We start from the raw sequence: 22,636 nt of genomic DNA on the forward strand, positions 1-22,636 counted from the left end.
CGCCGCAGGCCAAAGGGCGGCAGGGCCGCCCGTAACCAGCATCGGATAACATATGAGTGAAGTAGTTTTCGGCATTCACGCCGTACAGGCGCTTTTAGAGCGCGATCCGCAACGTTTCCAGCAGGTCTGGATCCTGAAAGGCCGTGACGATCGTCGTCTGCAGTCGCTGATTACTGCGCTGGAAGCGCAGGGGATCGTGATTCAGGTTGCTACGCGCCAGTGGCTCGACAGTAAATCAGAAGGCGCTGTGCATCAGGGTATCGTGGCGCAGGTAAAACCAGGAAGGCAGTATCAGGAAGGCGATCTGCCGGATCTGCTGGCGTCGATTGAATCGCCGCTGCTGTTGATCCTGGATGGCGTCACCGATCCGCATAACCTTGGTGCCTGCCTGCGCAGTGCGGATGCCGCTGGCGTGCATGCGGTTATCGTACCGAAAGATCGTTCTGCTGCGCTGAACGCCACGGCGAAAAAAGTTGCCAGCGGCGCGGCGGAGAATGTCCCGCTGATTCGGGTGACCAACCTGGCGCGCACCATGCGTCTGCTGCAGGAGTATCATGTCTGGATTGTCGGCACTGCAGGCGAAGCGACCCATGAAATATGGGAAAGCAAAATGACCGGTCCGCTGGCACTGGTGATGGGCGCGGAAGGCGAAGGCATGCGCCGTCTGACGCGTGAGCACTGTGATGATCTGATCAAACTGCCTATGGCGGGCAGCGTCTCTTCACTGAACGTTTCGGTAGCGACCGGCATTTGCCTGTTTGAAGCGGTACGTCAGCGTCGCGGCTGATCGCTGCGGGGCGTGATGAGCGCCCCGAATATCCTCTCTGTTACGGGCATCTTCTGCGGCTTTCTGCATAATGACTCTACTGCTGGATAATTCAAAGCCCTGGCCGCTGGCTCATCGGGCTTTCCGCATGGAGATTCCCGCTTATGTCCGTTACCCATACCGTTTTTAATCAGCCTCGCCCACTCAGCAATAGCAACCTGTTTCTTTCCGATACGCCGCTGCGTGAAGCCGTGGCGCGCTTTGGTGCGAACTGGGACCAGGATCTGCTGGCATCGGTAGGGCAGCAGCTTGGCAGCAGCGAGTCGCTGGAGCTGGGAAGGCTGGCTAACGCTTTTCCCCCTGAGCTGCTGCGCTACGACGCGCGCGGCGAACGGCTGGATGATTTACGCTTTCATCCTGCCTGGCACCTGTTGATGCAGGGGCTGTGCGCTAACCGCGTGCATAACCTGCCCTGGCAGGCCGGGGCGCGCTCAGGCGCGTTTGTGGCCCGCGCTGCGCGTTTTATCCTGCACGGGCAGGTAGAAGCTGGCACGCTTTGCCCTGTTACCATGACTTTTGGCGCGACGCCGCTGTTGCAGACCAGCCTGCCGTCCCTGTTTGCCGACTGGCTGCCGCCGTTATTAAGCGATCGTTACGATGCACACCTCCACGCTGCGCCGCAAAAGCGCGGGCTGCTGATCGGCATGGGCATGACGGAAAAGCAGGGCGGTACCGATGTCCTGAGCAATACCACGCGCGCAGAACCTGTTGCAGCGCGCGGTAACGGCGAGAGTTATCGTCTTACCGGCCATAAATGGTTCTTTTCTGTGCCGCAGAGTGATGCGCATCTGGTGCTGGCGCAGGCGCCGGGCGGCATCAGCTGTTTTTTCTTGCCGCGCCTGCTGCCGGACGGTACGCGCAACGCGGTACGCATTGAACGCCTGAAAGATAAGTTGGGCAATCGCTCTAACGCCAGCAGTGAAGTAGAGTTTGACGGCGCAACAGGCTGGCTGTTAGGCGACGAAGGCGACGGCGTGCGTCAAATTTTAAGAATGGGCGGCTATACCCGTTTCGACTGTGCGCTGGGCAGCCATAGCCTGATGCGGCGCGCCTTCTCAGTGGCGCTCTATCATGCGCATCAGCGTCAGATGATGGGAAAAACGCTGGTTGAGCAACCGCTGATGCGTCAGCAGCTCTGTCAGCAGGCGCTGCAGCTGGAAGGGCAGACCGCCCTGTTAATGCGTATCGCTCATGCCTTTTCGCAACCGGCGGATGAACAGCAGCGTGCTTATGTGCGTCTGTTTACGCCTGCCGCGAAGTTTGCAGTGTGCAAAAACGCGACGCCTTTCATCGCTCAGGCGATGGAGATATTAGGCGGCATCGGCTATTGCGAAGAGAGTGAGCTACCGCGTCTTTATCGCGAAGCGCCGGTAAACAGCATCTGGGAAGGCGCAGGTAATGTTATGTGTCTGGATGTGCTGCGGGTGTTGAGAAAGCAGCCAGCGGTAACAGAGATGCTGGCTGCTCAGTTTGATGAGGTTAAAGGCCTTAACCGCCATTTCGATAGCTGCTGGCGTCAGCTCAAACTGCGGCTGCGGAAGCCGCAGGAGGCGCAGGCGCGCGCGATAACCAGTCAGCTGGTGTTATTAGCGACTGGCCAACAGCTTTTGACCACCCTGGAACCGCCGTTGGCGGATGCCTGGTGTCAGCACTTTTTAGATACGCGCGGCGCGGTATCTGTTGCAAACGCTGTTGGCGAACGTTTATTGCTGCGTGCCAGCGGTGGATGAGCCCGCCGGGCCATACAGCACCGCTGAGGCGTACCACATTCCCGGCATCACCGTTTCGCTGAGCGCCACTATCTGATAATAGGTGGCGCCAGCCTGATTGGCCTTTCGCGCAATTTCGCGCTGGGCATCGTCCGGCGAGCCGCGCGTAGTGCTGGTAATGCTGCCCAGCCTTGGCAGGTTAGCGGTCTGCGCCCGGTGAATCTCTTGGGCCTGCGGCAACGGCGGCGGCGGCGCTTCCGGCGTCGAACGCAGCGTACTGCAGGCGCTTAAGGTCAGAGTTAACAGCAGTAAAGGCCAGTAACGCATCGTAAACTCCTCACGGTAGGGGATCGCTAAAGTGTATGCGATCCCCACTGTTCCGTTAGCCTTTCAGGGTAAAAACACTCACCAGCTCGGTCAGATGATGACCTTTTTTGCTAAGCTCATGCGCTGTTTCTTCTGACTGGGCCACCAGCTCGGTATTTTGATGCGTTGCCTGGCCGATCTGCGTCATCGCGATATTGACCTGACCGATCCCGGCGGACTGCTCCTGAGAGGCGATATTAATTTCGCCCATCAGCGCTTTAACCTGCTCAATGCGGGTAACAATATTTTCCATCGCGCTGCGCGTTTGTTCGGACAGGATATGGCCCTGATTCACGCTGCTAATAGAGTTACTGATCAGCCCATCGATCTCCTTCGCTGCCTGCGCGCTACGGCTCGCCAGCGCGCGGACTTCAGCCGCAACAACCGCGAACCCTTTACCATGCTCGCCTGCGCGTGCTGCTTCTACCGCTGCGTTCAGTGCGAGGATATTGGTCTGAAAGGCAATGGATTCAATGACATGGGTGATATCAGCAATGCTCTGTGAGGAGACCTTGATCGCCGACATGGTATTGACCGAGTGCGCGACCGTTTCGCCGCCTTGCTGCACGGCGCTTGCGGCTTCCGCTACCAGCTGTAGCGCCTGCGCAACGTTCTCCGCATTCTGTCCAACGGTAGCGCCCAACTGCTCCATACTGGCGGAGGTTTCTTCTACGCTGCTGGCCTGGCGGGTAATTTGCTCGCTGATATTTTCACTGCTGACGGCAATCGCGTCGGTGCCCTGACTAATATCCTGCGCGGCGGTGCGCACCTGGGAAACGATTCGTTCCAGCCCGTCACCGATGCCGTTGATGGCGGTAATCAGCTGGCCTACCTCATCTTTACGCTGCGTTTGCAACGTTGCCTGCAGGTTGCCGTCCGCATACTGTTCAGCCAGATGGATCACCTTCTGTAGCGGAACGCTAACCCAGCGGCGCGTGATAACGACAAAACCTACGGCAAACAGGATCACCAGTCCCATCCCAAGCAGCAGGAAAGTATTGCGGGCCGAAGTAATGGGCGCCAGCAGGCTGTCTTTATCCACATCACCAAGAATGATCCAGTTCCAGCCAGGCAGATGCTGCCAGGCAACGATACGCGGTTCGCCATCCTGTACCGTTTCCAGCGTGCCGCTCTGCTGGGTGGTGAGCTGCTGCATGGTTTCCGGCGACCAGTGCGCCATTTTCCCCTCTTCTTGCGGATGGAACAGCCAGGTACCGCGAGAAGTTCCTGCCGCGCCGTTCATCACCATAAAGCGGCCGGTATCGCTGAAGGACTTATCCAGCACTTTATCGCGCATCAGCGCGATCTGCTTACCGATCTCCACGCCGACAAACAGGATGCCAACAACCGTCCCGCTGGCATCTTTTACCGGCTGGTACTGGGTGATGTAGCGTTTGCCGAACAGGGAGGCCAGGCCGCGATACGCTTCACCTTTACTTACCTGGGCGAAGGCCGGGCTTTGGCGATCGAGCTGAGTTCCCATCGCACGCGAACCGTCTTCTTTCAGCAGTGAGGTGGCAACACGCACGTAGTTATCGCCGTCACGGACAAAAATCGTTGAAATAGCGCCGGTACGCGCTAAAAAGTCATCAACAACGGTTTCATCCAGATTCAGGGTTTTTAACCCGGCGCGTAAAGTTGGCGTAGAGAAGCCGCCTACCGTAATACGAGCGCTTTCATCACGGCTAAACTCTTTCGGCAGGAAGCTTTGGAACAGCCTGGTATAATTGGCTACTTCTTCGCTTAGCGTGGCGTTAAACATGCCCGCCATGTCGCCAATCCCTGCCACCTGGTTTTGCATATTTTCCAGCGTTAATGCCTGCAGCTGTTTGGCTGCATTATTGCTTAAAGCGAGCGTGAGGATAAAAAACAGCACGGCCACGCTCAACGAGGTCATGACAGACAGCTTGACGCCCAAACTGGCGCGGCTGAGTGAGAGACGCTTCATGAATTCTACCTTTTGGTAATATTATGGGATCTCGTTAAACGGCAAAAAATGATGAATTTTTACCCTACAAACTGCAGGGAGAAGGATCTTTTTTTCTGCAGCTGATTGAGAAATCGCGCAATCCCTTATAATCAAAGGCTATTTTCCATGCATAGTGAGCGGATCATGACGGCAATGACGCAGAAAAAAATCCCCACAGGTAGGGCGATCGATATTGTTACCGAATCTTTTAGCGGCATTGAGTGCCTGCATGCCGCGCCGGCTGGTCAGCGCGCTACCGCTCTGCCTGTGGTGATTTTCTGGCATGGTTACCTCTCATCCAAAGAAGTCTATGCCTGGGCTGCCGTCGCGCTGGCGCAGGCAGGCTTTCGTGTGATTATGCCGGATGCCGATCAGCATGGTTCCCGTTATGGCGGCAACAGCGCATACCGGCTGGCCCATTTCTGGGATATTTTGCGCAGCAGTATCGATGAGCTGCCGCAGCTGGAAGCCGCGTTGCGAACGCAAGGCTTAATAGCCGAAGGCCGCTTCGGCGTGGCGGGCGCCTCAATGGGCGGCATGACCGCGTTAGGGGCCATGGCGCGCTATCCGCATATTAACCGCGTCGCCTGCCTGATGGGATCGGGCTATTTTATGTCGTTAAGTCAGACGCTCTTTCCGCCCATGCAGGCAGAAACGCCGGAAGAGCAGGCGGAACGGGCGCGCCTGCTGGCACCGCTCGCCGGATACGATCCCAGCCGTCAGCTGGAGCGGCTGGCGGATCGTCCGCTGCTGCTGTGGCATGGCGAAGCGGATGACGTTGTTCCGGCAGCGGAAACTCAACGGTTGGTTCAGGCGCTGACCAGCGCGCAGCTTGACCAGCAGCTTAGCTGGCTAACTGAACCAGGAGTAGGGCATAAAATAACGCCGCAGGCGTTAGAGGCGCTGGTCAATTTTTTCGCATCTCTTTGATAGTTGAGATGAAGGGCGCAGGCGGGAGAGCATAATGCGCTGCCGCCCCGACCCGGCGCTTTTTTTCCGTGATTCCCGCTTGAGTTTCCCCCGCCATGCCAGTATGATTACGCGTCAATTTTTTCAGCCGTACACTTAAAACGTTCCTTGCTTCCATGGGCCGCGGTTGACCCTGACAGGAGGCTGAATAATCCGTAAGGAGCAAATTCGATGCGTCATTACGAAATCGTCTTTATGGTTCATCCTGACCAGAGCGAACAAGTTCCGGGCATGATCGAGCGCTACACTGGTGCCATCACTGGTGCAGAAGGTAAGATTCACCGTCTGGAAGACTGGGGTCGCCGTCAGCTGGCTTACCCGATCAACAAACTGCACAAAGCGCATTACGTTCTGCTGAACGTAGAAGCACCGCAGGAAGTGATCGATGAGCTGGAAACTAACTTCCGCTTCAACGACGCCGTTATCCGCAGCATGGTTATGCGTACCAAAAACGCAGTAACCGAAGCATCTCCGATGGTTAAAGCGAAAGACGAGCGCCGTGAGCGTCGTGAAGATTTCGCTAACGAAACCTCTGACGATGCAGATGCCGGGGATTCTGAAGAGTAATCGACCGTGACGGCGAACCGGCTGCGTTTGTCTGGCACTGTGTGTCGGGCACCGTTGCAAAAAATAAGTCCGTCAGGGATTCCACACTGCCAGCTGGTGCTTGAGCATCGCTCGCAGCAGGAAGAGGCCGGATTCTTCCGGCAGGCCTGGTGTCGTATGCCCGTGATTATTAGCGGTAAGACGCATCAGGTGATTACTCAACATATAACGGTCGGCACGCAGCTTACCATTGAAGGCTTTATTTGCAGTCATCAAGGGCGCAATGGCCTCAGTAAAATTGTGCTGCATGCCGAGCAGATTGAATTGATAGATTCTGGAGACTAGCCAAATGGCACGTTATTTCCGTCGTCGCAAGTTCTGCCGTTTCACCGCGGAAGGCGTTCAAGAGATCGACTACAAAGATATCGCTACGCTGAAAAACTACATCACTGAAAGCGGTAAGATTGTACCGAGCCGTATCACCGGTACTCGCGCCAAATACCAGCGTCAGCTGGCTCGTGCTATCAAGCGCGCGCGCTACCTGTCTTTGCTGCCGTACACTGATCGTCATCAGTAATCGGCCACTGTCCAATTATCGACTTTGAGAGGATAAGGTAATGCAAGTTATTCTGCTTGATAAAGTAGCAAACCTGGGCGGCCTGGGCGATCAGGTTAACGTTAAAGCGGGCTATGCTCGTAACTTCCTGGTTCCGCAGGGCAAAGCTGTGCCGGCAACCAAGAAAAACGTTGAGTTCTTCGAAACTCGCCGTGCTGAACTGGAAGCCAAACTGGCTGACGTTCTGGCAGCAGCCAACGCTCGTGCTGAAAGCATCAATGCACTGGGCACCGTAACCATCGCTTCTAAAGCGGGTGACGAAGGCAAACTGTTCGGTTCTATCGGTACCCGTGACATCGCTGACGCTGTAACTGCAGCTGGCGTTGAAGTGGCTAAGAGCGAAGTTCGCCTGCCGAACGGCGTTCTGCGTACCACTGGTGAGCACGAAGTGAGCTTCCAGGTTCACAGCGAAGTGTTTGCTAAGCTGAACGTGAACGTAGTTGCTGAATAAGTTATTTCAGTAACATGAAAATGCCGGCCCTGGGCCGGCATTTTTGTTTTTGCATCTAACCACTGCTTGTTTCTGCTGCGTTTTATTGTGCTCGCAAAAAAGAGCCGTCCGGCTGGCGGGTAAACAGCACCGGGCCGTTCTCGCCCTCTACCGTAAGCCCGGTCACCACGCCATTGCTGTCCTGACGAATTTTCACCTGCTGTCCACTTTGCAGGCTGCTTAGCGGCTTATCATCGCCTTCAACGCGCGCCATCGCGAAAACATCGTTCACCTGGAGATTATTATCCCGGAATAGCTGCGCCAGCGTTTGACCAGAGGCGATCTGATAGCTGCGCCACTGATCATTATCCTGGGTGGGCTGAGCGGGTGGCGTCGCAGGTGGGTTATCATAAATTTCCGCCTGCAGCGGCACCTCTTTACTGCCATCGTCGCTGACCGGGCGCGGCGCACTGTCACGTGGCGCTGAGACTGGCCAGAGAAAAGCCAGCAGCACCACGATAAGCACCAGAATAATGCCACGCCGATGCGCTGGCGGCAGTGGCTGCATCCAGCTAATACCATCCGGCAGATGCCAGAGGCGGGTCAGCCATAAGCGAATGCCAGAATGGGAGTCCTTGAGCATAATATTACCTCCGGCACCTTGTGCGCGTCGCGGTTGCTTTCCTCGATGCAGTATGGGCAAAAAAGACGCAAAGTGCCTGTCTGGGTTATAAAAATTGCGATGGCGTTATTGTTTCCTTTTCATTACAAAAAGTCATCGAAAGAATGCAGATTTTACCCCTGCAACGCAGGCTGTTATGCTGCGTCTTCTTTTGATTGATTGGTGAAAGGATAAAATATGACAACCCCTTCTTTTGACAGCCTTGAAGCGCAGGCAAGCTACGGTATTGGTTTGCAGGTAGGGCAGCAGTTGCTGGATTCTGGCCTGCAGGGATTACTGCCGGAAGCGATGGTAGCGGGCCTGCGTGATGCGCTGGAAGGGAATGCGCCAGCGGTACCGGTTGATGTAGTGCATCGCGCGCTGCGCGAAGTACATGAGCGTGCGGATGCCGTACGTCGTGAGCGTCAGCAGGCGATGGCGGCAGAAGGTCAAACCTGGCTGCAGGAAAACGCCCAGCGTGAAGGGGTAAACAGCACCGAATCCGGGCTGCAGTTCCGTGTCATCAATCAGGGTACCGGCCCGATTCCTTCTCGTCAGGACCACGTGCGCGTTCACTACACCGGTAAGCTGATCGACGGCACGGTATTTGACAGCTCGGTCGCGCGTGGCGAGCCAGCAGAGTTTCCGGTAAGCGGCGTGATTGCTGGCTGGATTGAAGCCCTGACGCTGATGCCGGTGGGTTCTAAATGGGAGCTGACGATTCCACACAATCTGGCCTATGGTGAGCGTGGCGCAGGCGCATCGATTCCACCGTTCAGTACGCTGATATTTGAAGTGGAATTATTAGACATTATCTAACCACTCTTATTTAATAATATAAAGGCAAAAAGGATAAACTTTTTGCCTTTATTATAATGTAGTAAAAATGCCTGTTGTTTCCCCTGCTTTGTTTTTATTTATCCTTATTTATATATTTCCTAATTCGATGTATCCGCTTATTGCTTTATGAAATTGATTTTCACTATACTTTGCTTGCCTTAATAATAAGGAATTTAGTAAATCAACCTACACATAAAAGAGGGACTATTATGCGTCAGTTAAACGACAAGGAAATGGAGCAAATCTCCGGCGGCCTGCTTGGTGTATTCGATAAAATCGGTTTGAATATTGGGGCCGCTATTGGCAGCATTGTAGATAAAGGGACTGCACTGGGCGGTCTGGTCACAAACGCAACAGAAGCAGGTACCCTGTTAGGCTCAGGCATTGGCAAACTGCTGGATTTGAACATCACAGGCGCAATCACCGATATTGGTAATGGTGTAGTCAGTATTGTCGATAACGGTTTGAGCGCTATCAAACAACTGTTCGGCAAAAAATAATGCTGTTTTACTCCAGATAATATTTTATAGCTTCCTTGATTATGTAAAACGGGTCATTTGTTTTCACGCTATGGGAGCTAATGGGATATTATTGCCTGGTGTTAATTCAGGAATCATAAAAAGCCAGCCGAAGCTGGCTTTTTATATTATTTTTGCAGGTCGATGCGATAAATAGCAAAGCCATTTTCGTCCTGGCTGATATAGCTTAGCGGATAACGACCATAGCGGGAAATAAAATCTGCGGCTTTCGCTGAGGGCGAGGTTTCAAAACGAATATCCAGCGGTACAGCGCTCTGAACAGGAGCCAGACGCCAGTTATTATCCGCCTGCGGATGCACTTCCCCCTGCGCTTTGGTTTGCGCGCTAATCCAGGCTGAAACGATCGCGCGGTTCTCATCAGGTGAAGAGAAAGCAATATATTTTTCTCCGGTCCCGGCAAACTTGCCGCCCCAGGCACGATAGTTATTGGTTGCGATCAGGAAGGTGGCGCTGGCCTCGATGGGTTTACCCTGCCAGGTGAGATTTTTAATGCGTGACGCTTGCGGATGAATTAACTGACATTCCTCATCATAACGAGCTGGTTGCGTCACATCTATCTGATAGTTCACGCCATCAATCACATCAAAATTATAGGTGCGGTAGTTCCAGTTAATCAGCGCCTGCGGCTGCCGCTGTTGCGGGTCGATCTGATTAAACTGTCCGGCAGAACATTCCAGCCATTGCTTTACCTGCTCGCCGTTAACTTTCATCACCACCAGCGTATTGGGATAGAGGTAAAGGTCTGCAGCGTTACGAAACGTGAGTTCGCCCTTTTCCACTTCCACATAGCTGGCCGGATCGTTTTTACGCCCTCCCGCTTTAAAAGGCGCGGCGGCGGAAAGCACCGGAATATTGGCCAGATCGGGGTCGCCCTGAATAAAATGCTCAACGTAAGCGCGCTGCGCGTTATTCACGATTTGCACCGTAGGATCGTCCTGCACCAGCGACAGATAGCTGTACATCACGTCTGAAGATTTACCGATCGGCTGTGCGACAAAATCACGCGTGGCGCGATGAGCGTCAGCCAGCACCTGCACCAGGGCGCGATCTTCCTGCGCCAGCGATTTTTTCGCCGCCTTATCATAAATTGGGCGCGCCTCGGCACGTGCCTGGGTCACTTTCCATTGTCCTTCGTCATTATTTAGCGTCAGATCCACTATGCCAAGGTGATCGCCCCACATGCCCGGCATGACCGCCGGTATTCCGTTGAGCGTGCCCTGTTTGATATCCGCACCGGGAATAGCGGCAAAATCGGCGCTGGGGAAGACGGCGTGCGCATGGCCAAACATAATGGCGTCAATGCCCGGCACTTTGCTGAGATACCACACGGAATTTTCAGCCAGCGCATGATAAGGTTCGCTCGATAAACCAGAGTGCGCGACGGCGATGATCACGTCCGCGCCCTGTTGACGCATCACAGGCACCCAACGTCTGGCGCTTTCAGTTATATCATCAACCGTTATTTTTCCCTGCAGGTTCGCCCGGTCCCAGACCATAATTTGTGGCGGTACAAAACCGATATAGCCCACGTTCAATGTGTAGCTTTTTCCGTCCCGCCCGATCACTTTCTCTGGTTTAATCAGCCAGGGAGTAAAGCGTGGTTTGCCCGTAGCGGTATCGATAATGTTGGCGTTGATATAGGGGAAATGTGCTCCTGCCAGCGCCTTCTGCAGATAGTCCAGACCATAGTTAAATTCATGATTACCCAGATTGCCGACGCTGTAGCCCAGCGTATTCATCGCCTGATAGACCGGATGCGTTTCTCCCGCCTTTAGTCCCTTTGCGGCCATGTAATCACCAAGCGGGCTGCCCTGGATAACGTCGCCGTTATCTACCAGCACGCTATTTTTAACTTCCGCACGCGCGCCAGCGATCAGCGTGGCGGTGCGCACCAGGCCAAATTTATCGCTGGGTTTGTCTTTGTAATAATCGAAATCCATCATGTTGCTGTGCAGATCGGTGGTTTCCATAATGCGAAAATCCACCGTGGCAGCGGAAAGCGGAATCGAAACCGTGGCCATCACCAGAAGCGCAGTACCCTTAACCATTTTTTCCTCCTGAAAGTAATCGCTACAAACTTCTCAAATTAATCTGCAAAGGTTACGTTTCATCGCACGAATTTGTGATAGCGAACAGATAAATAACCCTTATTAAGGTCTGTGACCGTTATGCGCGAAATGGCCCAGGGAAAGGGTAATGCAGTAATGCGTGAATTATGCTATTGATAACTAAACGATCTACAAATACGACTGGCTGGCAGCCGCTGACTGTGGCATCTGAATGCCAGCTGCTATGCTTAAACAGCATGATCAATCATCGTAAGTCCCGGCACTGTCGTCAGGCTTACTTCGGTCATCGACAAAGAGGTGAAAAATGTTAGAGCAAATCTGCCAGCTGGCGCGTGAAGCGGGCGACGCCATCATGAATATTTACGATGGTCAGGCGCCGCTCGACGTTTCTCACAAATCTGACGATTCGCCCGTGACCACTGCCGATATTGCGGCGCACCGCGTGATTATCCGGGGGCTGCAGCAGCTTACGCCCGAGGTGCCGATTGTTTCCGAAGAGGATCCGCCTGCTTTTGAGGTACGTCAGCACTGGCAGCGTTATTGGCTGGTCGATCCGCTGGATGGCACCAAAGAATTTATTAAACGTAACGGTGAGTTTACGGTAAATATCGCGCTGATCGATCAGGGCAAACCGGTACTTGGCGTTGTCTATGCGCCGGTGCTGGGCGTGATGTATTCCGCTGCGGAAGGTAAAGCCTGGAAAGAAGAGAACGGGCAAAAAACGCAGATTAAAATCCGTGATGCGCGACCGCCGCTGGTGGTTGTCAGCCGTTCTCATCAGGATGGCGATGAGCTGACGGAATATCTCAAGCAGCTGGGCGAACATCAAACGGTGGTCATTGGCTCCTCGCTTAAATTTTGCCTGGTTGCGGAAGGTAAGGCTCAGCTCTATCCGCGCTTTGGGCCGACCAACAGCTGGGACACCGCTGCTGGTCACGCGGTAGCGCTGGCCGCAGGCGCGCATGTTCATGACTGGAAAGGGCGCTCGCTGGACTATACGCCGCGCGAGTCCTTCCTCAACCCTGGCTTTCGCGTCTCTATTTTCTGAGGTGCATCTATTTAAGCAGCTGATGCAGCAGGGAGATAACCTGCTGCGTTTCTTGCGCCGTCAGCGCACCATCTTTCGCAAAGCGCACCCTGCCATTTTTATCTAACACCACTACCGCAGAGCCGCCATCCTCCAGCTGCCAGGCCCGTTTCGCCGCACCGTTGCTGTCGACGATAAACTGTGACCAGGGATACTGTTTCTTATTGCTCTCAATGCTGCTGCGCACAAACATACCGGTACCGGGGATAGCGTCGTCAGTATTGATAATGGTGGTGGTTTGATAGCGATCCTGCGGCAGATGCGCCTGTTTTATCGCTTCCACCAGCGCAGCATTTTTCTCTTTAGCGGATGAGCGTCCGGCCATATGTTGCACCACGCGCACTTTACCGATCAGCTGCGCGCTATTCCACGGCTGATAGCTAAAATTATCCTGTTGATAGTTAAGCTCTCCTTTATCACTGATGCCTACCGGCGCAACGCGCTGGCCGTTGACAAAATCATGAGCATGGCTGCTAAAAGGCAGCAACAGGCTAAATACGAGGGCGAGCGGGGCGTGTCTCATTATTATCTCCATGTTGGCAGGTGATCCGACCAGTTGGTCATGTTTTTGAAATAATAAGCAGCCATTATGCTGCTGTCGCATCAACTTGCCAGCTTTGCGGCTGACTGCACAAATTGGCTCAGGCAGGGGGTTTATACTGCTTTATACGAGTGCATTAACAGAGTCTCCTGTAATGATGTGTCAATACAGTAAAAAAAGTTAATTTTAGGAACACAGGAAGCGGACGATGTTCTATAGTTTACCGGCACTTTGCGCTTCAAGGGCTCGTACCGATTTTGGCAACGGCGGAGCGTATTAATTTTTCAGGAGTTGAAAGCAACATGAAGATTTTTCAGCGTTATAATCCTTTCCAGATCGCCAAATACGTTAAAACACTGTTTAAAGGAAGGATTTACATCAAGGATGTAGGCGCGTTCGAGTTCGATAAAGGCAAAATCCTCGTTCCACGCGTTAAAGACAAGCAGCATTTTAGCGTAATGTCGGAAGTCAACCGTCAGGTGCTTCGGCTGCAGGCAGAGTATCAGTAATAAAACAGGGCGCGATTAACGCGCCCTTGTGCTGTCTGGCGGCAAACAATTGGCTGAGCCGCCTGAAAAATCCTGCAAACCTTCCTATTCTTCCATATCTTTGTTTATCGTCAGGGTTGCCGGACGTTCATCAATACGCGTAACCAGTAGCTGATCGATACGATAGCTATCAATATCCACCACTTCGAACTTATAGCCTGCAAACTTAACAAAATCGGTACGCTTGGGGATTTTGCGCAGCATGTACATCATGAAGCCGCCGATGGTTTCATAGTTGCCCGACTGCGGAAACTCGTTGATATCCAGCACGCGCATCACATCATCAATCGGTGTGCCGCCTTCTACCAGCCAGGAGTTTTCATCACGGGCGACAATCTGTTCTTCCAGCCCTTGCCCTACCAGATCGCCCATCAGCGTGGTCATTACGTCGTTCAGCGTAATAATGCCCACTACCAGCGCGTACTCGTTCATGATAACCGCAAAATCTTCACCGGCGGTTTTGAAGCTTTCCAGCGCTTCGGAAAGCGTCAGGGTATCAGGAACAATCAGCGCAGAACGGATTTGCAGGCCGCTGTTGAGCGCCATGCTTTGATTACCCAGCACGCGCAGCAGCAGCTCTTTGGAATCGACATAACCGACGATATGGTCGATATCGCCGTTACAGACTAAAAACTTGGAGTGGGGATGCAGCGCAATCTTCTCTTTCAGGCTGCTTTCTTCTTCATGCAGATCGAACCAGATAATGTTCTCGCGCGAGGTCATTGAAGAAGGGACCGTGCGCGATTCCAGCTCAAACACATTCTCAATCAACTCATGCTCCTGCTTGCGCAGCACGCCCGCCAGCGCGCCCGCTTCCACAACGGCATAAATATCGTCAGAGGTGATGTCGTCTTTACGCACCATGGGAATTTTAAACAGGCGGAAAATCATGTTCGCCATACCGTTGAAGAACCACACCATCGGGCGGAACATCAGCAAACAGAAACGCATGGGATTAATAATGCGCAGCGCGATAGCTTCCGGCGAGATCATCCCGATACGCTTTGGCGTCAAATCGGCGAACAGAATAAACAGGCTGGTCACCAGGGTAAAGGAACAGATAAAACTGAGCTGTTCCGCCAGTTCAGGCGAAACCAGACCATCGAACAGTTTCTGGAAAGAAGGAGAAAAAGCGGAGTCGCCAACGATACCGCCAAGAATAGCCACGGCGTTCAGGCCAATTTGCACCACGGTAAAGAACATCCCCGGCGTTTCCTGCATTTTCAGCACGCGCTGCGCGTTGATATTGCCATCATCGGCCAGCAGTTTGAGTTTAATTTTACGCGCGGCGGCCAGCGATATTTCTGACAGAGAAAAGAAGGCGCTGATCGCAATCAACACGAGTATGACAAGCAAGCTATCTAACATAAAGATTCCGTTGGTTTTTGATACTTGTCATTTTTGGCCTGGGCAGCGCGCGTTGCGGCATCACTGCAGCTTTCCATTTATGCTGGGCTATCCGTGCCAAAAATGTCTGCGCCGGTTCGACACACAGGTCGGGGCAGAAAGGGATGATAACAGCCGCATAAGCGGCCGCTGTGGATTATAGCAGTAGCTCTGCTCAGCCCGCCAGCGCTGTTGCTGCGCCATCTTGTTTAATAAACAAGCGGACATTCCCGGGGCATTAAAACAACCATATTCGCCGTTATTGCGCGAACAAGCAGCATTGTTGGTTGTAACGCGGCGCAGCTTTGCCGACAATAACGGCAAAATTTGCTTTTGGGGCGCTTTTTTATTTGCTGTGCGCATAGTCGCAACGGCAAGAGGAAAGCTATGCTGTTAACCAAACTCGACATCGACATTAGCGCCTGTTGGTTCGCAATGTTATTTGTCCCCTGGGAAAAAGGGGGATTCGGCAACATTAACAGGAGTAAGCGTGCCACGATTTCATCTCTATTGCATAGCCTGTTTGCTGATAGCAGCGCCTGGCGCTCAGGCCGCGAACATTCGCTTACAGCTCGAGGGATTAACCGGAGATTTGCAGAAAAACGTCAGGGCACAGCTTTCCACAATCGATACCGATGAAGTGAGTGCTGACGGCCGTTTTCGTGCGCGGGTTAAAAAAGCCATTGAAGAAGGGCTGCGCGCGCTGGGCTACTACGAACCTGATATCAATTTTGAAAGCCGTCCGGCTCCGGCAAAAGGCGGCAGACCGGTACTGATTGCACGCGTTTCAGCAGGCGAGCCGGTAAAGATCGCCGGTAGCACCATTATTCTGCGCGGCGATGCGCGTAATGATGCGGAGTACCAGCAGTGGGTAAGAGAGGGACGTCCTGAAAACGGCACCATTCTTAATCACGGCAAGTATGAAAGTTTCAAAAAAGGCTTTACCAATCTGGCGCTGCGCAACGGCTATTTTGACGGTGATTTCAAGAAAAGTCAGCTGAGCGTATCCGTAGAGCGCCGCGAAGCGTTCTGGGATCTCGATTACGACAGCGGCAAGCGCTATCGCTTTGGCGACGTGACCTTTGAAGGATCGCAGATCCGCGATGAGTATCTGCAAAACCTGGTGCCGTTTCACGAAGGCGATTATTACAGCTCACGCGATCTGGCTGAGCTAAACCGTCGCCTGTCGGCGACCGGCTGGTTTAATTCAGTGGTGGTCGCGCCGGAATTCGATAAAACCACGGCGGATAAAGTTTTACCGCTGAGCGGCGTGGTCTCGCCGCGCACCGAAAACACCATTGAAACCGGCATCGGCTACGCTACTGACGTCGGGCCGCGGCTGAAAACCACCTGGCGTAAGCCGTGGGTGAATTCACGCGGACACAGCCTGTCGACCAGTGCCAACCTATCAGCACCTGAGCAGCAGCTTGATTTTAGCTATAAGGTGCCGCTGCTGAAAAATCCGCTGGAACAATATTATTTGGTTCAGGGCGGCCTGAAGCGCACCGACCTGAACGATACCAAAGCAGATTCCAGCACGCTGGCGCTGTCGCGCTACTGGGATAACAGCTCCGGCTGGCAAAAAGCCATCAATTTGCGCTGGAGTCTGGATCACTTTACCCAGGCGAACGTCACCAACACCACCATGCTGATCTATCCCGGCGTCAGTGTTAACCGCACCCGCTCGCGCGGCGGGCTGATGCCAGACTGGGGCGACTCCCAACGCTATTCTGTCGATATTTCTGATACCACCTGGGGATCGGATGTCGATTTTCTTGTTTTACAGGCGCAAAACGTCTGGATCCGTACGCTGGCGGAGCGGCATCGCTTTGTGGCGCGCGGCAACCTCGGCTGGATTGAAACCAACGACTTTGAAAAAGTGCCGCCCGATCTGCGTTTCTTCGCCGGAGGCGACCGCAGTATTCGCGGCTACAAATATAAAGGCATCTCTCCACGCAATGATGACGGCAAGCTGACCGGGGCGTCGAAACTGGCGATCGGCTCGCTGGAGTATCAATACAACGTGACCGGCAAATGGTGGGGCGCGGTATTTGTGGATTCCGGCGAAGCGGTGAACGATATCAAGCGAAGCAACTTTAAAACCGGCGTCGGTATAGGCGTACGCTGGGCCTCGCCGGTTGGGCCGATTAAGTTCGACCTGGCGCGGCCTGTGGGTGATAAAGAGGAACACGGTTTGCAGTTTTACATCGGACTGGGGCCTGAACTATGAAGCTATGGAAAAAGGTCCTGATTGGGATTCTGATTTTTTTAGCAGTGCTGGCAGGCGGCGGGCTGCTGCTGGTGGGCACTACGCCCGGCCTGCATCTGCTGTTGAACGGCGCAGCGCGCTGGGTGCCAGGTTTATCTATTCAGCAGGTGAATGGCGGCTGGCGTAACCTGACGTTGAAAGGGGTGCGCTATGAAATGCCGGGCGTAACGCTGAACGCTGGCGAATTCCACCTGGCCGTACAGCTGGGCTGTCTGAAAAACTCCGCGTTCTGCGTTAACGATCTTGGGCTGAAAGATCTCAATGTTGTGGTGGACAGCAGCAAAATGACGCCATCCAACGCACCGCCGCCGGAAGAAGAGAGCGGCAGCGGTGAGATCAGTACGCCTTATCCCATTACGCTGCGTCATCTCAGCCTGCACAATATCAATCTTAAAATTGATAATACCGCAATTTCCCTGCTCGATTTTTCTACCGGCCTGCACTGGCAGGAGCGTGCGCTTACCTTAACGCCAACGCGTATTCAGAGCCTGCTTATCGCGCTGCCGAAAGCGGCGCAGGTGGCTAATGAACAGGTGGTACAACCCAAGATCCAGCAGCCTCAGGCGCAGGAGAAACCGCTGGGCGAAACGCTGAAAGCAATGTTCGAGCAGCCGCTGCTGCCAGTGATGCCTGATTTCCGCCTGCCGCTTGATATTGAGGTACAGGAGATCGTGGGCGAACAGCTGCGGATCACCGGCGATACCGAGCTGGCAGTCAATCGTTTACTGCTGAAAGCGAAAACGCAGGATCGTCTGTTACAGTTGCAAACGCTGGATATTGATTCGCCGCAGGGGCAGCTTAAGGCCAGTGGACAGGCGCAGCTTGCCGGTAACTGGCCGGTAGCTTTCAACCTCAACGGCGCGCTGAACGTCGAGCCGCTGAAGGGCGAGAAGATCAAAATGACGCTTGGCGGCGCTATGCGTCAGCAGCTTCAGCTGGGAGTGAATCTCTCCGGCCCGCTGAATGCACAGCTTACCGGCCAAACCGAGCTGGCCACCGTTGGTCTGCCGCTGCAGCTAAAATTAACCAGTCCACAGCTGCGCTGGCCGCTCAGTGGCGCAACGCAGTATCAGGCGGATAATCTGGATTTCAGCTTTAGCGGCAAGGCAACCGACTATGTGATGTCGTTGCGCACCGCTTTGCAGGGCGAAGCCATTCCGCCAGCCGATCTGGCGCTGGACGGCAAGGGCAATGTTGAACAGTTCAGCCTTGATAAATTGCGGCTGTCGACGTTACAAGGCCATGCCGATCTTAGCGGTCTGGTGGACTGGAGCAAAGCGATCAGCTGGCGCAGCGAACTCACGCTGAACGGGATTAATACTGCCCGGCACTATCCTGACTGGCCCGCCACGCTGGAGGGTAAAGTCACCACGCGCGGCAGCCTGTATGGCGGGAGCTGGCAGATGCGCGTGCCGGAACTCCGGCTGCGCGGCAAAGTGCGGCAGAACGCAGTTTCGGCAGATGGCTCGCTGTATGGCAACAGCTACAACCAGTGGAATATTCCCGGGATTAAACTGGTGCTGGGACGCAACAATATCGATCTGAAGGGGGAACTGGGTGATGCGCTTAACCTGGATGCCAATATTGACGCGCCGCATCTGGACAACGCGCTGCCTGGTCTGGGCGGCGTGGCGAAAGGCACCATCAAAGCGCGCGGAACGCTACAGGCGCCGCAACTGCTGGCAGATATTACCGCCACCGGCCTGCGCTGGCAGGAGCTGACCATTGCCCGCGTGCGGCTGGATGGTGATGTGAAATCAAGCGAACAGGTGGCAGGCAAGCTACATCTGCGCGTTGAACAGCTGAAGCAGGCATCGCTGGCGATTAATCAGCTAACGCTGAACGCAGACGGCAATGAGCAGAAACACCAGGTGAAGCTTAACGTCAACGGCGATCCGGTTTCGGGCCAGCTGGCGCTGAACGGCAGTTTCGATCGTCAGCAGCAACGCTGGCAGGGGACGCTGAATAACACCTTCTTTGATACGCCGGTAGGCGAGTGGCGACTCACCCGCGCCATCTCAATTGATTATCAGAACGCGCGACAAACCGCGACCATTGGCGCGCACTGCTGGCGCAATCCCAATGCGCAGCTCTGCGTGCCGCAGCCGATTGAGGCGGGGCCGGACGGTCATGCACGCGTAACGCTAAACCGCTTCGACCTGGCGATGATTAAGCCTTTCCTGCCGCAAGAGACGCAGCTGGTAGGCGTGTTCAGCGGCGATGCCGATGTTAGCTGGCATAGCGACGGCTCGCTGCCTACCGGACGGGTAGCGCTGAAAGGCAACGGCGTTAAAGTCACGCAGGATGTGCAGGGTAATGCGCTGCCGATCGCCTTCGATACCCTGAATCTTAACGCTGCCATGCGTAACGGCCAGGCGCAGCTGGAGTGGCTGCTGCGCATTGCCAATAACGGGCAGTTTGACGGCAAGGTTCAGATTAGCGATCCACAAAACCGCCGTAATCTCTCCGGCAATATCAATATCAACAACATGTCGCTGGCGCTGTTTAATCCGGCGCTGATGCGCGGCGAACAGGTGGCAGGTATGCTCAACAGCAATCTGCGCCTTGGCGGTAACCTACAAAAGCCGCTGGTTTATGGGCTGCTGGGGCTGCGTGATGTGGACGTGGAAGGCAGTTTTATGCCGGTTGATCTGACCAGCGCTAACCTGACGATGGCATTTAACGGCATGAGCTCAACGCTGGCGGGGTTAATCCAGACTGCGCGCGGACAGATTAACCTGGACGGCAATGCCGACTGGAGCCAGCTGGATAACTGGCGCGCTCATATTGCCGCACGCGGCGATCGCGTGCGGGTGACCGTTCCGCCGATGGTGCGCATGGATGTTTCGCCAGATCTGACGTTCGATGCTTCGCCCATCGCCTTTACGCTTGACGGTAAGGTGGATGTGCCCTGGGCGCGAATTACGGTTCAGGAGGTGCCAGAGAGCGCCGCCGGCGTCTCTTCCGATGAGGTGCTGCTGGATGAAAATCTACAGCCAGTAACCCCACAAACGGCGGCAATCCCAATTAACAGTAATCTGATTATTCACGTGGGCGATGATGTCCGTCTCAGCGCCTTTGGCCTGAAAGCGAAGCTGAATGGCGATCTCAAGCTGGTACAGGATAAACGCGGGCTGGGACTGAATGGTCAGATCAATATCCCCTCCGGTCGTTTCCATGCTTATGGACAGGATCTGCTGGTGCGTAAAGGCGAACTGCAGTTTGCCGGGCCGCCGGATCAGCCTTATATCAATCTGGAAGCCATTCGTAATCCCGAGGCAACCGAGGATGATGTGACCGCCGGGTTGCGTGTGACCGGGCTGGCGGATGAGCCAAAAGCGGAGATTTTCTCCGATCCGGCGATGTCGCAGCAGGAAGCGCTTTCTTACCTGTTGCGCGGGCAGGGACTGGATGCGGATGGCGACAGCAACGCCCTGACTTCCGCCCTTGTTGGTTTAGGGGTTGCGCAAAGTGGTCAAATTGTGGGTAAAATCGGCGAGACCTTCGGCGTTAGCAATCTTGCCCTTGATACTGCCGGTGTCGGTGACAGCCAGCAGGTTCAGGTCAGCGGTTATGTCCTGCCGGGTCTACAAGTAAAATATGGAGTGGGTATCTTTGATTCACTGGCGACTTTGACATTGCGTTATCGCCTGATGCCTAAGCTCTATTTGGAAGCAGTGTCCGGCGTCGACCAGGCACTCGATTTGCTCTATCAGTTTGAGTTTTAGCAATGCGAATAATTGTCTACGGCAGTTTACGGCGCAAACAGGGAAATAGTCACTGGATGACAAACGCGCAGTGGCTCGGCGATCATCAGATCGAGGGCTACGATCTTTACAATATTGGTCTCTATCCCGGCGTCGTGCCGGGAGAGGGCACCGTATATGGTGAAGTTTACCGAATTGATGCCAGTACGTTAGGTGAACTGGACGCGCTTCGAACCCGCGGCGGCGAGTATAAGCGTCAGCTGATTCAGACGCCGTACGGCAGCGCCTGGCTGTACGTGTATCAACGATCGGTAGCAGGATTGACGCATATCCCAAGCGGCGACTGGCTGCAACGGGATAATATTTCATCAGGTGAATAAAAAGCCACCTCCTTTGGAGGTGGCTTTACATAGTGGTAAGAGGGCTCTCACCCGATGGGCATTACTTCTTCGCAGCGCGTTCGAAAGAGGTACGGATCTCTTCTTTGGCCGCTTCCGCGTTATCCCAACCTTCAACTTTAACCCACTTGCCTTTTTCCAGATCTTTGTAATGTTCAAAGAAATGGGTAATCTGGGCACGCAGCAGTTCCGGCAGATCGTTCACATCTTTAATGTGATCGTATTCTTTGGAGAGCTTGGTGTGCGGTACGGCAACCAGCTTCGCATCTTCACCTGATTCGTCGGTCATTTTCAGCACGCCAACCGGACGGCAGCGAATGACTGAACCCGGCTGCAGCGGATACGGTGTCGGCACCAGTACGTCAACCGGGTCGCCATCCAGAGACAGCGTGTGGTTGATATAACCGTAGTTGCACGGATAGAACATAGCAGTCGACATAAAGCGGTCAACAAACAGCGCGCCAGACTCTTTATCTACTTCATATTTGATCGGATCGGCATTAGCCGGGATCTCGATAATGACATAAATATCTTCTGGCAGGTCTTTACCGGCAGGAACCTGGTTCAAACTCATCTCGCTTTCCTTCATTCGTCATAAGTTGAGTGACGGCTATTATAGCCAACTGACAATGAAAGTATGCCCCCTTTTTCCGCTTTCGGAATGCTCCAGCCAGGGTTATTTATTGAAAATAAACAGCGAAACCAGTCCGGCCGCGATCAGCGGGCCCACCGGCACGCCGCGAAACAGGGAAACGCCGATAATCGTACCGATCAGCAGGCCGCCGACAATGGTTGGCTGGCTGCTCATCAGCGTGACGCCGCGCCCGCCGAGCCAGGAAACCAGGATCCCTACCGCAATCGCCAGCAATGATTTCCAGTCGAGAAAAGATTTCAATAGCGTATTAAGCGGCAGAGAGCCACTGACCAGCGGCGAAAGCACGCCAATAGTAAGAATGATGATCCCCAGGGTCAGCCCCTGCTTTTCGATATAGGGGAAAAATTGTGACAGCGGCGTTAATTTAATCACCAACAACGCCGCGACGGAGAGCGTCACGGCGGTATTGTGAACCAACAAACTCAAACCACCGAGAACCAGCAAAATACATATTGAGGCAAAGGCCGTCATGTAACGCTCCATGACCCGACAGGAAACAAAAAAA

22 protein-coding genes are annotated in these 22,636 nt (G+C 54.1%); 14 read left to right on the forward strand and 8 right to left on the reverse strand.

The genetic code is table 11. The features are described from left to right. The first annotated feature begins 52 nt into the window (after positions 1-52). The gene (rlmB, locus tag ACQE3Z_RS08340) at positions 53-787 is read left to right on the forward strand and encodes a 23S rRNA (guanosine(2251)-2'-O)-methyltransferase RlmB (protein WP_085069873.1); all 735 of its coding nucleotides are present in this window, start codon (positions 53-55) and stop codon (positions 785-787) included. A 143-nt stretch (positions 788-930) separates the two neighbouring features. Then, on the forward strand, positions 931-2,556 hold the full coding sequence (locus ACQE3Z_RS08345; protein ID WP_426973261.1) for an isovaleryl-CoA dehydrogenase: 1,626 nt from the start codon (positions 931-933) through the stop codon (positions 2,554-2,556). Here ACQE3Z_RS08345 and bsmA read toward each other — a convergent pair. Further along, positions 2,530-2,862 (reverse strand): biofilm peroxide resistance protein BsmA, encoded by a 333-nt coding sequence (bsmA, locus tag ACQE3Z_RS08350; RefSeq protein WP_426973262.1) that lies wholly within the window; start codon positions 2,860-2,862, stop codon positions 2,530-2,532. The two genes, ACQE3Z_RS08345 and bsmA, sit on opposite strands and share 27 nt — an antisense overlap. Before the next feature lie 55 nt (positions 2,863-2,917). Beyond that, complete coding sequence (locus tag ACQE3Z_RS08355) at positions 2,918-4,849, reverse strand: methyl-accepting chemotaxis protein (protein ID WP_426973263.1); 1,932 nt, start codon at positions 4,847-4,849, stop codon at positions 2,918-2,920. 174 nt (positions 4,850-5,023) lie between these two features. Here ACQE3Z_RS08355 and yjfP point away from each other — a divergent pair, with 174 nt between their 5' ends. From yjfP to rplI, 5 genes are all read left to right on the forward strand, one after another. Then, entirely contained in the window at positions 5,024-5,800 is a 777-nt protein-coding gene (gene yjfP, locus ACQE3Z_RS08360) for an esterase (protein ID WP_426973264.1), read from the forward strand. Positions 5,801-6,010: 210 nt separating this feature from the next. After that, positions 6,011-6,406: a 30S ribosomal protein S6 gene (gene rpsF, locus ACQE3Z_RS08365; protein WP_104958681.1), complete on the forward strand. Its 396-nt coding sequence runs from the start codon at positions 6,011-6,013 to the stop codon at positions 6,404-6,406. A 6-nt stretch (positions 6,407-6,412) separates the two neighbouring features. Next, positions 6,413-6,730, forward strand: a complete 318-nt coding sequence (gene priB, locus ACQE3Z_RS08370; RefSeq protein ID WP_085069878.1) for a primosomal replication protein N — start codon at positions 6,413-6,415, stop codon at positions 6,728-6,730. 4 nt (positions 6,731-6,734) lie between these two features. After that, positions 6,735-6,962, forward strand: a complete 228-nt coding sequence (gene rpsR, locus ACQE3Z_RS08375) for a 30S ribosomal protein S18 (RefSeq protein WP_000135199.1) — start codon at positions 6,735-6,737, stop codon at positions 6,960-6,962. Positions 6,963-7,002: 40 nt separating this feature from the next. Further along, positions 7,003-7,452, forward strand: a complete 450-nt coding sequence (gene rplI, locus ACQE3Z_RS08380) for a 50S ribosomal protein L9 (protein ID WP_085069879.1) — start codon at positions 7,003-7,005, stop codon at positions 7,450-7,452. Positions 7,453-7,534: 82 nt separating this feature from the next. On the opposite strand, the gene ACQE3Z_RS08385 is transcribed toward rplI, so the two are convergent. Next, positions 7,535-8,074 (reverse strand): LysM-like peptidoglycan-binding domain-containing protein, encoded by a 540-nt coding sequence (locus ACQE3Z_RS08385; RefSeq protein WP_426973273.1) that lies wholly within the window; start codon positions 8,072-8,074, stop codon positions 7,535-7,537. A 216-nt stretch (positions 8,075-8,290) separates the two neighbouring features. On the opposite strand from ACQE3Z_RS08385, the gene fklB reads away from it, so the two are divergent. Together fklB and ACQE3Z_RS08395 are read left to right on the forward strand one after the other, a co-directional pair. Then, entirely contained in the window at positions 8,291-8,911 is a 621-nt protein-coding gene (gene fklB / locus ACQE3Z_RS08390; RefSeq protein WP_085069883.1) for an FKBP-type peptidyl-prolyl cis-trans isomerase, read from the forward strand. A gap of 230 nt (positions 8,912-9,141) precedes the next feature. Then, on the forward strand, positions 9,142-9,432 hold the full coding sequence (locus ACQE3Z_RS08395) for a class IIb bacteriocin, lactobin A/cerein 7B family (RefSeq protein WP_426973274.1): 291 nt from the start codon (positions 9,142-9,144) through the stop codon (positions 9,430-9,432). A 146-nt stretch (positions 9,433-9,578) separates the two neighbouring features. Here the strand turns inward: ACQE3Z_RS08395 and ACQE3Z_RS08400 are convergent, their stop codons facing one another. Next, positions 9,579-11,519 carry a bifunctional 2',3'-cyclic-nucleotide 2'-phosphodiesterase/3'-nucleotidase gene (locus ACQE3Z_RS08400; RefSeq protein ID WP_426973275.1) on the reverse strand — a complete coding sequence of 647 codons (1,941 nt, stop codon included), beginning with the start codon at positions 11,517-11,519 and terminating at the stop codon, positions 9,579-9,581. Between the two features lie 325 nt (positions 11,520-11,844). Between ACQE3Z_RS08400 and cysQ the strand changes: the two genes are divergently transcribed. Next, the gene (gene cysQ, locus ACQE3Z_RS08405; RefSeq protein WP_426973277.1) at positions 11,845-12,588 is read left to right on the forward strand and encodes a 3'(2'),5'-bisphosphate nucleotidase CysQ; all 744 of its coding nucleotides are present in this window, start codon (positions 11,845-11,847) and stop codon (positions 12,586-12,588) included. A gap of 7 nt (positions 12,589-12,595) precedes the next feature. On the opposite strand, the gene ACQE3Z_RS08410 is transcribed toward cysQ, so the two are convergent. Further along, complete coding sequence (locus tag ACQE3Z_RS08410; protein ID WP_426973278.1) at positions 12,596-13,150, reverse strand: YtfJ family protein; 555 nt, start codon at positions 13,148-13,150, stop codon at positions 12,596-12,598. A 320-nt stretch (positions 13,151-13,470) separates the two neighbouring features. Between ACQE3Z_RS08410 and ACQE3Z_RS08415 the strand changes: the two genes are divergently transcribed. Further along, on the forward strand, positions 13,471-13,677 hold the full coding sequence (locus tag ACQE3Z_RS08415; RefSeq protein WP_085069893.1) for a DUF1107 domain-containing protein: 207 nt from the start codon (positions 13,471-13,473) through the stop codon (positions 13,675-13,677). A gap of 84 nt (positions 13,678-13,761) precedes the next feature. Here ACQE3Z_RS08415 and ACQE3Z_RS08420 read toward each other — a convergent pair whose 3' ends face one another. Next, positions 13,762-15,084, reverse strand: a complete 1,323-nt coding sequence (locus tag ACQE3Z_RS08420; RefSeq protein ID WP_250650954.1) for a hemolysin family protein — start codon at positions 15,082-15,084, stop codon at positions 13,762-13,764. A 508-nt stretch (positions 15,085-15,592) separates the two neighbouring features. On the opposite strand from ACQE3Z_RS08420, the gene tamA reads away from it, so the two are divergent. Genes tamA through ACQE3Z_RS08435 form a run of 3 tightly spaced genes read left to right on the forward strand, consistent with a single transcriptional unit; the run spans position 15,593 to position 21,458 of the window. Next, positions 15,593-17,332 (forward strand): autotransporter assembly complex protein TamA, encoded by a 1,740-nt coding sequence (gene tamA, locus ACQE3Z_RS08425; protein ID WP_426973279.1) that lies wholly within the window; start codon positions 15,593-15,595, stop codon positions 17,330-17,332. Further along, positions 17,329-21,099 (forward strand): autotransporter assembly complex protein TamB, encoded by a 3,771-nt coding sequence (gene tamB, locus ACQE3Z_RS08430; RefSeq protein WP_426973280.1) that lies wholly within the window; start codon positions 17,329-17,331, stop codon positions 21,097-21,099. The genes tamA and tamB overlap by 4 nt, the downstream gene beginning before the upstream one ends. 2 nt (positions 21,100-21,101) lie before the next feature. Beyond that, positions 21,102-21,458, forward strand: coding sequence for a gamma-glutamylcyclotransferase family protein (locus tag ACQE3Z_RS08435; protein WP_426973282.1), 357 nt, complete (start codon positions 21,102-21,104; stop codon positions 21,456-21,458). A gap of 61 nt (positions 21,459-21,519) precedes the next feature. On the opposite strand, the gene ppa is transcribed toward ACQE3Z_RS08435, so the two are convergent. Together ppa and ACQE3Z_RS08445 are read right to left on the reverse strand one after the other, a co-directional pair. Next, on the reverse strand, positions 21,520-22,050 hold the full coding sequence (ppa, locus tag ACQE3Z_RS08440) for an inorganic diphosphatase (RefSeq protein ID WP_250650950.1): 531 nt from the start codon (positions 22,048-22,050) through the stop codon (positions 21,520-21,522). 102 nt (positions 22,051-22,152) lie between these two features. Then, a complete protein-coding gene (locus ACQE3Z_RS08445) occupies positions 22,153-22,602 on the reverse strand; it encodes a DUF441 domain-containing protein (RefSeq protein WP_426973283.1) in 450 nt (149 codons plus the stop codon). Positions 22,603-22,636: the final 34 nt, after the last annotated feature.

This window comes from Pantoea sp. FN0307 (assembly GCF_050113815.1).
GTDB classification, from domain to species: Bacteria; Pseudomonadota; Gammaproteobacteria; order Enterobacterales; family Enterobacteriaceae; genus Mixta; species Mixta alhagi.

What these genes read in the sequence shown, in the direction of transcription:
- ACQE3Z_RS08400 (WP_426973275.1), bottom strand. Translation starts at nt 11,519, where the DNA reads ATGGTTAAGGGTACTGCGCTTCTGGTGATGGCCACGGTTTCGATTCCG.
- ppa (WP_250650950.1), bottom strand. Translation starts at nt 22,050, where the DNA reads ATGAGTTTGAACCAGGTTCCTGCCGGTAAAGACCTGCCAGAAGATATT.
- ACQE3Z_RS08385 (WP_426973273.1), bottom strand. Translation starts at nt 8,074, where the DNA reads ATGCTCAAGGACTCCCATTCTGGCATTCGCTTATGGCTGACCCGCCTC.
- ACQE3Z_RS08445 (WP_426973283.1), bottom strand. Translation starts at nt 22,602, where the DNA reads ATGACGGCCTTTGCCTCAATATGTATTTTGCTGGTTCTCGGTGGTTTG.
- ACQE3Z_RS08420 (WP_250650954.1), bottom strand. Translation starts at nt 15,084, where the DNA reads ATGTTAGATAGCTTGCTTGTCATACTCGTGTTGATTGCGATCAGCGCC.
- ACQE3Z_RS08355 (WP_426973263.1), bottom strand. Translation starts at nt 4,849, where the DNA reads ATGAAGCGTCTCTCACTCAGCCGCGCCAGTTTGGGCGTCAAGCTGTCT.
- cysQ (WP_426973277.1), top strand. Translation starts at nt 11,845, where the DNA reads ATGTTAGAGCAAATCTGCCAGCTGGCGCGTGAAGCGGGCGACGCCATC.
- tamB (WP_426973280.1), top strand. Translation starts at nt 17,329, where the DNA reads ATGAAGCTATGGAAAAAGGTCCTGATTGGGATTCTGATTTTTTTAGCA.
- ACQE3Z_RS08395 (WP_426973274.1), top strand. Translation starts at nt 9,142, where the DNA reads ATGCGTCAGTTAAACGACAAGGAAATGGAGCAAATCTCCGGCGGCCTG.
- fklB (WP_085069883.1), top strand. Translation starts at nt 8,291, where the DNA reads ATGACAACCCCTTCTTTTGACAGCCTTGAAGCGCAGGCAAGCTACGGT.
- rplI (WP_085069879.1), top strand. Translation starts at nt 7,003, where the DNA reads ATGCAAGTTATTCTGCTTGATAAAGTAGCAAACCTGGGCGGCCTGGGC.
- rlmB (WP_085069873.1), top strand. Translation starts at nt 53, where the DNA reads ATGAGTGAAGTAGTTTTCGGCATTCACGCCGTACAGGCGCTTTTAGAG.
- ACQE3Z_RS08410 (WP_426973278.1), bottom strand. Translation starts at nt 13,150, where the DNA reads ATGAGACACGCCCCGCTCGCCCTCGTATTTAGCCTGTTGCTGCCTTTT.
- ACQE3Z_RS08435 (WP_426973282.1), top strand. Translation starts at nt 21,102, where the DNA reads ATGCGAATAATTGTCTACGGCAGTTTACGGCGCAAACAGGGAAATAGT.
- yjfP (WP_426973264.1), top strand. Translation starts at nt 5,024, where the DNA reads ATGACGCAGAAAAAAATCCCCACAGGTAGGGCGATCGATATTGTTACC.
- ACQE3Z_RS08415 (WP_085069893.1), top strand. Translation starts at nt 13,471, where the DNA reads ATGAAGATTTTTCAGCGTTATAATCCTTTCCAGATCGCCAAATACGTT.
- ACQE3Z_RS08345 (WP_426973261.1), top strand. Translation starts at nt 931, where the DNA reads ATGTCCGTTACCCATACCGTTTTTAATCAGCCTCGCCCACTCAGCAAT.
- rpsF (WP_104958681.1), top strand. Translation starts at nt 6,011, where the DNA reads ATGCGTCATTACGAAATCGTCTTTATGGTTCATCCTGACCAGAGCGAA.
- rpsR (WP_000135199.1), top strand. Translation starts at nt 6,735, where the DNA reads ATGGCACGTTATTTCCGTCGTCGCAAGTTCTGCCGTTTCACCGCGGAA.
- bsmA (WP_426973262.1), bottom strand. Translation starts at nt 2,862, where the DNA reads ATGCGTTACTGGCCTTTACTGCTGTTAACTCTGACCTTAAGCGCCTGC.